Consider the following 8,528-nt stretch of genomic DNA (forward strand, 5'->3'; position numbering starts at 1 on the left):
TTTTTTATATCCTTAATTTCTTGCCACCTGTTTCACTCCTTTTACGGTTTTCAGTTTCTTGATAAGCGCTTCCAGATGTCCGGTGTCACTTACCATGATGGTCAGTGTTCCTGAGAACAGGCCGTCGTGTGAATCGATGCCGATGCTCCGTAGCAGGATTCCCGCCTCTTTCGAGATGATGGAGGTGATGTTGGTCACGATGCCGATGTCGTCGTGCCCCACTACACGAAGAGTGATGGGGTATTGCGTGCCTTGCGATTTCCCGGCCCAACGTGCTTTCACAATGCGATAGCCGAAGCGCTCGCGCAAGTCACCTGCATTGGGGCAGTCACAGCGGTGTATCTTGATGCCTCCTGTCACGCTGACAAACCCGAATACGTCATCGCCATAGATGGGATTGCAGCAACGTGCCAGCTTGAAGTCCAATCCTTTGAGGTTTTGGTCGATGACAAGCACATCCTCCTTGGCACTTTTCTCTTCCGGCTGGTTTTGTTGCAGGTTGTAGTTTTCGGCGCTGCGGTACACGATTTCGTCCCGTGCGTCGCTTTCTTTCTTTTGCAGTTCCAGATACTTGTCGATGATGCTGTTCACGTCAAGCGTTTCATTGGCGATGGATTGGTAGAAGTCTGTCACCACCTTGAAGCCAAGGCGCTTGATGAGCCGCATCATTGTTCCTTCATCGTATTCAATCTTCCGATTCTTGAACTTGCGCTCCAGCGTTTCCTTGGCAAAAGCATGCTGGCGGGCGGCCATCTCCTTCAATGCCTGGCGTATCTTTGAACGGGCTTTGGAGGTGGTCACGATGTTCAGCCAGTCCTGTTTGGGGGTCTGCGTGTTCGATGTCATGATTTCCACTTGGTCACCGCTTTGCAACACTTGTTTCAGCTGGGCGTTCTTGCCGTTCACTTTGGCACCGATGCATTTGCATCCCAATTTGCTGTGGATGTGGAAGGCGAAGTCAAGCACAGTGGACCCTTTCCCCAATTTGAACAGGTCCCCTTTGGGGGTGAATACAAACACCTCATCCTCATACAAGTCCAGTTTAAACTGGTCCATGGTCTCCAGTCCGCTGCTGTCTGAGCTTTCTAATGCCTCGCGCACGGAAGTCAGCCATTCGTCAAGTCCCGATTCGCCCTTGATGCCTTTGTAGCGCCAATGGGCGGCAAGTCCCCGTTCGGCTATCTCGTCCATGCGTTCGGTACGAATCTGCACTTCCACCCATTTGCCGTCCGGTCCCATTACGGTGATGTGCAATGACTCATACCCGTTGCTTTTGGGTACGGACAGCCAATCGCGCAATCGTTTCGGGTTGGGTTGGTACATGTCCGTCACGATGGAGTAGGCCTGCCAACATTCCAGTTTCTCCTTTTCCAGCGGTGACTCTAAGATGACACGGATGGCGAATAAGTCATAAACCCCTTCAAAGGGACACTTCTGCTTCTTCATCTTCTGGTAGATGGAGTGGATGGACTTGGTGCGCCCTTTGATGTGGAACGTCAATCCGGCCTCTTTCAGCTTTTTCTGTACAGGGTCGATAAAGGCGGCGATGTATCGGTCGCGTGAAGCCTTTGTTTCGTTCAGCTTCTCTTTGATATGGTAATAAACCTCCTTTTCGGTGTATTTCAGTGAGAGGTCCTCCAGTTCCGACTTCAACTTATACAAGCCCAATTTGTGGGCAAGGGGTGCGTAGAGATAGGCGGCCTCGTTGGCTACCTGCCGGCGTGCCTCGTCGTTTTCGCAATCCTTTATTTGTCTCATGATGTTTACACGATCGGCAATCATGACGAGGATGACACGCATGTCTTCGGCAAACGAGAGGAGCAGGTTGCGGAAGTTCTCGGATTCGATGGTGGGACTTTTGGAATAGAGTTCGTTTACACGTATCAATCCCCGGATGATGCCCGCCACGTCTTCTCCATAAGTTTCTTCCACTTCTTGAGCGGTGCAGGTGCCGCAACGCACGGAGTCGTGTAGCATAAGTCCGAGGATGGAAGCCCGTTTCATACCGATTTCTTCAGCAACGATGACAGCTGTCTGCATATCTTTGATGATGGGGTTCAGGCCGAAGATGTCTCGTCGGATACGATTGTTCTGTATCGTGTTGACAAGATGTGTCTTCAGTTTCCTGCAATCTCCTTTCAGAAGTGTTTCACCTGACAGTTGCAACAATTTTCGATAGAGAGAGAAAAGTAAATCCTTCTCTTTAGTAGTGAAAAATTCATCCGTTTCCATATTTAGCCCATTTTTATGCTTCAAAGGTAAGTTTTTTCTTTCTTTTCTTGATGGCTGTTCTGCTTTTTTTGTAATTTTGGGCATGAATTAATAGAAATAGATATTATGATGACACTGCAAGACAAAGAGTTGCTTGAAAAGAAAGGCATCTCAGAAGAAAAAATCGCCGAACAATTGGCATGTTTTGAAAAGGGTTTTCCTTACTTGAAGTTGGCTGCCGCCGCTTCGGTAGAGAAGGGTATTTTAGTTCCAGATACGGATGAACAGAAAAAATACTTGGATGCTTGGGAGGCATATATGCAAACGGACAAAGTGGTGGTGAAGTTTGTGCCTGCTTCGGGGGCGGCAAGCCGTATGTTCAAGAATATGTTTGAATTTTTGGGGGCGGATTACGATGCTCCTCAAACAAGTTTTGAAAAGACTTTTTTCGAGAAAATCGAAAAGTTCGCTTTCTATGAAGACCTGAACGCCGCTTGCCGGAAGAGTGCTGGAAAGGATATCCCTGCTTTGATGGCCGCCGGAAACTACAAGGCGGTAGTCGCCGCACTGCTCGAAGCCGCCGGACTGAACTACGGCGCACTGCCTAAAGGACTGTTGAAATTCCATCAATACGAGGAGGGCAGTCGTACACCGTTGGAAGAGCATCTGGTGGAAGGCGCTTTGTATGCGGCGAATAAGAATGGCAAAGTAAATGTGCATTTCACGGTTTCCCCGGAGCATCGTGCCTTGTTCAAGGCGTTGGTCGATGAAAAGGCTGCCGCATACGCCAAGAAGTATGGGGTGGACTATGACATCTCGTTCTCCGAACAAAAGCCGAGCACAGATACCGTTGCCGCCGATATGGAGAACAAGCTGTTCCGTGACAACGGAAAACTGCTGTTCCGTCCGGGTGGTCATGGCGCATTGATTGAGAACCTGAACGATCTCGATGCGGATGTCATTTTTATAAAGAACATTGACAATGTGGTGCCTGACAAACTGAAAGGCGATACCGTGTTGTACAAGAAGCTGATTGCCGGTGTGCTGGTAGCGCTTCAGCAGAAGGCATTCGCTTACCTGCAACTGCTGGAGAGCGGCAAATATACGCATGAGCAGGTGCTCGAAATCCTGCAATTCCTGCAAAAAGAGCTCTGCTGCAAGAATCCGGAAACGAAGGATCTGGAAGATGCCGAACTGGTGATCTACTTGAAGAAGAAACTGAATCGCCCGATGCGTGTGTGCGGCATGGTGAAGAACGTAGGCGAGCCCGGAGGCGGTCCGTTCCTGGCATACAACAACGATGGCACAGTCTCTTTGCAGATTCTGGAAAGCTCGCAGATAGACATGAACGATGCGGAGAAAAAAGAGATGTTTGAGAAAGGCACCCACTTCAATCCGGTGGATTTGGTTTGCGCCGTGCGCGACTATAAGGGCGATAAGTTCGATTTGGTGAAGTATGTGGATAAGGCTACAGGCTTCATCTCATATAAGTCGAAGAACGGAAAAGAGCTGAAAGCGCTCGAACTTCCCGGTTTGTGGAACGGAGCGATGAGCGACTGGAATACGGTATTCGTAGAAGTGCCTTTGGCTACATTCAATCCGGTGAAGACGGTGAATGATTTGTTGAGAGAGCAACATCAATAATAGCATTTACAATAAGACGATTTATCATTTACTATTTGCTACTTGAACAAGCAGCCGGATGGCAGATGATAAATCGTCTGATTTATATACATATATTTAGTCAAGTAATAGGTAATTGAATGAAAAAGATTTTATTATTAGGATCAGGAGAATTGGGTAAAGAGTTTGTGATTTCCGCCCAACGCAAGGGACAGTACATCATTGCCTGCGACTCGTATGCCGGGGCGCCCGCCATGCAAGTGGCAGATGAATGTGAAGTTTTCAGCATGCTCGACGGCGATGCTTTGGAGCGTGTGGTGCGCAAGCATCAACCGGACATCATCGTGCCTGAAATCGAAGCTATCCGTACGGAACGCCTCTACGATTTCGAGAAAGAAGGCATTCAGGTGGTGCCCAGCGCCCGTGCTGTGAACTTCACCATGAACCGCAAGGCCATCCGCGACCTGGCAGCCAAAGAACTGGGATTGAAGACTGCCAGATATTTTTATGCCAAATCTCTGGACGAACTGAAAGAGGCCGCCGGAAAGATTGGTTTCCCCTGCGTGGTGAAGCCGCTGATGTCCTCTTCCGGTAAAGGCCAATCCCTTGTGAAGAGTGCCGAAGAACTGGAACATGCATGGGAATATGGATGCAGCGGTAGCCGTGGAGACATCAAGGAGCTTATCATCGAAGAATTCATCAAGTTCGACAGCGAGATAACCTTGCTCACCGTAACGCAGAAGAACGGTCCTACGCTGTTCTGTCCGCCTATCGGCCATGTGCAGAAGGGGGGAGACTACCGCGAAAGCTTCCAGCCTGCCCCCATCGATCCCGCCCACCTGAAAGAGGCGCAGGAGATGGCGGACAAAGTGACCCGTGCACTGACCGGTGCGGGAATCTGGGGCGTCGAGTTCTTCCTCAGCCACGAGAACGGTGTCTATTTCTCCGAACTCTCTCCGCGTCCGCATGATACGGGCATGGTGACTCTGGCAGGTACACAGAACCTGAATGAATTTGAGCTGCATTGCCGCGCGGTATTGGGCTTGCCCATTCCCGGCATCAAACAGGAGCGTATGGGAGCCAGTGCGGTCATTCTTTCTCCCATAGCCAGTCAGGAACGCCCCAACTACCGTGGCGTGGAGGAGGTGGCGAAAGAGGAAGATACTTACCTGCGCATCTTCGGCAAACCGACTACCCGCGTAAACCGCCGCATGGGTGTGGTGCTCTGCTATGCCCCTCTGGACAGCGACCTCGATGCCTTGCGTGACAAGACGAAGGAGATTGCGGCGAAGGTGGAGGTGTACTAAGTATATCTCTTAACAGCAAAGAATGCCGATGACACAGGTTTTTTGTTCGTGGTCCGAAGAAAGAATCTGTGTCATTTTTTGTTTGAGAAACCCCATTCACGCCAATACCTTTTTACTTTGGAACGCCCTTTCCCCGAAATCCATTTCGGGCAATATGGCATCCGCCTTAAACAATCCATAGACCGATGAACCGGAGCCGCTCATCGAAGCATAGACAGCTCCCTGCCTGTACATCTCCTCCTTTATTTCTCCGATGGCGGGGAATTGCGGAAATACACTTTCTTCAAAATCATTTACCATCTGTTCTTTCCATTGCTCGATGGGAAGTTGTATGATTTTTTTTAACGGCACTTGCGGACGATGCGGTTTGATTTGGGCAAAGGCATCCCGGGTAGAGACAAAGATATCCGGCTTCACCAGCCAAATTCGATACCCTTTCAGCGAGAGCGTGATGGGGGAGAAGAGGTTTCCGATACCCTCGGCATAGGTCGGACGGTTTCTGATGAAGAAGGCGCAATCGGCGCCCAGCCGGGCCGCATACTCCTCCAACGCATCGTCCGACAGGCTGAGCCCGAACTTCTCATTCAGCAGCTTCAGCATGAAAGCGGCATCGGCCGAACCGCCTCCCAGCCCGGCACCCGAAGGAATCTGCTTGAACAGATGGATGTCTATCGGAGGAAGGTTGAACTGTGCGTCCAGCAGTTTGTAGGCTTTTACCACCAGATTCTTTTCTGCCTCTCCTTCAATCTGCCTGCCTGCCTGATGCAGACGGAATTTCTCGTTACCGGCGTTCAGGATGTTGATTTCCAGTGCATCTTCCAAAGGGATGGGGTAGAAAACCGTTTCCAGGTTGTGATAACCGTCCGGGCGTTTCTCGGTGATATTCAGCCCCAGGTTTATTTTCGCGTTTGGGAAAGTAAGCATTTTTTGATTAGAGATTGAAATTTAACAATTGAGAAATAAAATCAGTTCCATCCATACGTTGAACTTCGAGGACAAAGTTAGTGATTTCTGTCCATTGTCTATGGAACAATGTGCATTTTTTGCGCAGCGCAAGCATCTTTGCTCCTTACCTGCTCCTTATCCCCGTCTTGTTTTTCTCCCTGTCTATAGAGACGGAACATACAAGGAGCAGGTAAGGAGCGGGTAGGGAGCGGGTAGGGGGCAGATACAATCAATCGTTGTAAGGAAGCAGGTGTATTGGCCTTAGCTTCTGAACCAGCTTATAAACCGATAACTCCCCTTGGCTCTTATAATTTTTCTGAAAGGAATCTGTAATTATAAATATTTACACGAAATATCCCCTCCCCAAAAAATCCGTTTCTCTCTGTCCTTCCGGTCCGCATCTTGTCCGCCCCTTACCTGCTCCGTAGTTTCTTCGGTGTTTCTTCGGACGTTCTTCGGACATTCTTCGGTCCTAGGGAGTGGAGTTTGTCCGAAGAACGTCCGAAGCCGGATAGGCTCTGGTAGGGGTCGGATAGGGAGCAGATAGGAAGCCGCCGGAGAGAATCGGGCAGAAAAAAGAGAAAGAGAATTTTCTCGCCGGAATGTGTCTGTTGCGAAAGTGTGATAAAAATGCTTTACATTTAGGTTTGCCGGTTTTTGCATTTTGTATGGTTGGTGCCTATTAGTGAGTTTTTGATTTGCATTTCGGAAGAAATGATTAACTTTGTAATGAAAAACATTTGGAGTATAAAAAATGGAGGAAGTAGCAAAATATAGCAGAAAAATTTTTATAGCATGGATAGGCGCCGTTGTTGTGACAATGCTTTCCTGGGGTATTGCATTGCACAGCAATGTCCGTCAGGGGCGTTCCGTAGCGAAGGAGGTGGCGTTGCAAACACTGCGTGGCGTTGCAGAGCGGGTGGTGAACCGGGAATTTGATGGGTTGGGAATAGATTATGTGCATTTTGTTAACAATAACAAGAAAGGTGTTAAGCGAAAAGCTATCTCGAAGGCCGGCAATTTTGAAGTTGTGGTGGATTCATTGAAAGAGGCGCGGGGATTATATTCATTAGCTCTTGTGGGTGGTAAAGCCGGTATTTTGAACGACTATGGAAAATTTCCGTTGAAACAGATTCTGGCGGAGTGGGAAGGTGAAATGGATGCCCGGTATAGCGGAGTCAGGTGCGCCCTGTCTTTGAAAGTGTGTCCGTTGGGAAATGATGGCTCACAAGATTTGTTTGTGGGAGATAGCGCAAGTGTGTCTTCGGGCCATGAGTTGGGTACTTATTATTTGGATGGAATGTACACGATGAGTTTGACAGCCTACACGGCATTTGGCTTTAGGTGTTGTGTGGATTGGACGGATGCTCTATTAGAAGGGCTTTCCGTCTTTTTCTTATTTCTTGTGTTGGCAGGAGGGGGATTTTATGTAATCAGGTTCCTGAAACATGAAAAGGAAGAGAATCCGAACGAGGTGGCAATTGCTTGCCGATTCGGAGAATGTGTATTCGATTCCATCAATCATACATTGACTTATAAGGATACAACGATGCCTTGCACACCGCAAACTGCTAAATTATTGCTGGGCTTTGGCAAGAGTCCTGATTTCTTTTTGAAAAATGATGAAATTAATGCCGTTTGCGATTGGGGTTCGGATGAATTGGGGGTAAACCAACGTCGCCGAACGGCGATTAGTACCTTAAAGCACCTGTTTGCGGTGGATAAATCTGTGAAGGTTGAATTTATAAAGGAGAAAAAAGGCTATCAAATTAAAATTTCCGAAAATTTGTAATCTGTTGATTAAAAGCAAGATGATGAGCGTGAGAAAAATATCACGCTCATCATCTTGCTTTTATGGGTTGTTTATTTGTTATTTTCCGATCTTTCCTCTTACTTTGCCTGCAAATGCTAAAAATAAAAATACTATAAAGAGATTCAATTTAAAATTAGTTGGCTTGTTGGCTGTTTGTACCTTCTCATTTGGGGGTTATACGCAAATGAATCATTCGAAAAAAATGAATGATTTGCTATTGGAAAACGTAGAGGCATTGGCTGCCGGTGAGGAGGGAACTAGTGGAATTTGTATTGGTCATGGTTCAATTGTTTGTCCTTTGACAAAAGAAGAAGTAGAGCATGTGTATATTTATAGTCTGCCTCATTAGTCTGTTTGTTCTTTCTTGCTCCTCTTGTATGCGGGGACCGGAAACTTCTGTTTTCTATGGAGATTTCCCGCAGACCATTGAGCTGCAAGGAAGAACGATTCCGCTGGATAGACCGTAAGGGAAGGCTGCTCCGCCGCACGGGGACCATCCCCACCGCCAACGAAGAGGCTTTGCAGCATGCCCGTCCGGCATTGGCGCAGGCATGGCGCAGCTTCATCGACTACCATCCCCGCAACGGGGTGCTGGCGGCGGTGACCCAGCTGGGCGAGGTGCTCGAGGT

The 8,528-nt window shown here is 48.4% G+C and carries 6 protein-coding genes and 1 pseudogene; 5 read left to right on the top strand and 2 right to left on the bottom strand.

Annotated features, from left to right (window positions below; genetic code table 11):
• Window positions 1–12: 12 nt before the first annotated feature.
• Window positions 13–2,232 (bottom strand): RelA/SpoT family protein, encoded by a 2,220-nt coding sequence (locus tag K2G43_RS12085; RefSeq protein ID WP_300155559.1) that lies wholly within the window; start codon window positions 2,230–2,232, stop codon window positions 13–15.
• A 105-nt stretch (window positions 2,233–2,337) separates the two neighbouring features.
• On the opposite strand from K2G43_RS12085, the gene K2G43_RS12090 reads away from it, so the two are divergent.
• Together K2G43_RS12090 and purT are read left to right on the top strand one after the other, a co-directional pair.
• Complete coding sequence (locus K2G43_RS12090; RefSeq protein ID WP_297645244.1) at window positions 2,338–3,855, top strand: DUF4301 family protein; 1,518 nt, start codon at window positions 2,338–2,340, stop codon at window positions 3,853–3,855.
• Between the two features lie 119 nt (window positions 3,856–3,974).
• Window positions 3,975–5,141 (top strand): formate-dependent phosphoribosylglycinamide formyltransferase, encoded by a 1,167-nt coding sequence (gene purT / locus K2G43_RS12095; RefSeq protein WP_300155562.1) that lies wholly within the window; start codon window positions 3,975–3,977, stop codon window positions 5,139–5,141.
• Window positions 5,142–5,237: 96 nt separating this feature from the next.
• Here the strand turns inward: purT and ispE are convergent, their stop codons facing one another.
• Window positions 5,238–6,065, bottom strand: coding sequence for a 4-(cytidine 5'-diphospho)-2-C-methyl-D-erythritol kinase (gene ispE / locus K2G43_RS12100; protein WP_297645594.1), 828 nt, complete (start codon window positions 6,063–6,065; stop codon window positions 5,238–5,240).
• Between the two features lie 775 nt (window positions 6,066–6,840).
• Here ispE and K2G43_RS12105 point away from each other — a divergent pair.
• From K2G43_RS12105 to K2G43_RS12115, 3 genes and pseudogenes are all read left to right on the top strand, one after another.
• Window positions 6,841–7,878, top strand: coding sequence for a DNA-binding response regulator (locus K2G43_RS12105; protein WP_300155565.1), 1,038 nt, complete (start codon window positions 6,841–6,843; stop codon window positions 7,876–7,878).
• Between the two features lie 19 nt (window positions 7,879–7,897).
• Window positions 7,898–8,248, top strand: coding sequence for an NVEALA domain-containing protein (locus K2G43_RS12110; protein ID WP_300155568.1), 351 nt, complete (start codon window positions 7,898–7,900; stop codon window positions 8,246–8,248).
• Between the two features lie 95 nt (window positions 8,249–8,343).
• Window positions 8,344–8,528, top strand: a pseudogene (locus K2G43_RS12115) (BF3164 family lipoprotein); the annotation flags it as partial.

The organism is Bacteroides sp. (genome assembly GCF_029057325.1).
In the GTDB taxonomy this organism is placed as follows: Bacteria; Bacteroidota; Bacteroidia; order Bacteroidales; family Bacteroidaceae; genus Bacteroides.

Bases quoted from the DNA above. Each gene is read 5' to 3' on its own strand.
- K2G43_RS12090 (WP_297645244.1), top strand. From the start codon at position 2,338: ATGATGACACTGCAAGACAAAGAGTTGCTTGAAAAGAAAGGCATCTCA.
- K2G43_RS12105 (WP_300155565.1), top strand. From the start codon at position 6,841: ATGGAGGAAGTAGCAAAATATAGCAGAAAAATTTTTATAGCATGGATA.
- K2G43_RS12110 (WP_300155568.1), top strand. From the start codon at position 7,898: ATGATGAGCGTGAGAAAAATATCACGCTCATCATCTTGCTTTTATGGG.
- K2G43_RS12085 (WP_300155559.1), bottom strand. From the start codon at position 2,232: ATGGAAACGGATGAATTTTTCACTACTAAAGAGAAGGATTTACTTTTC.
- ispE (WP_297645594.1), bottom strand. From the start codon at position 6,065: ATGCTTACTTTCCCAAACGCGAAAATAAACCTGGGGCTGAATATCACC.
- purT (WP_300155562.1), top strand. From the start codon at position 3,975: ATGAAAAAGATTTTATTATTAGGATCAGGAGAATTGGGTAAAGAGTTT.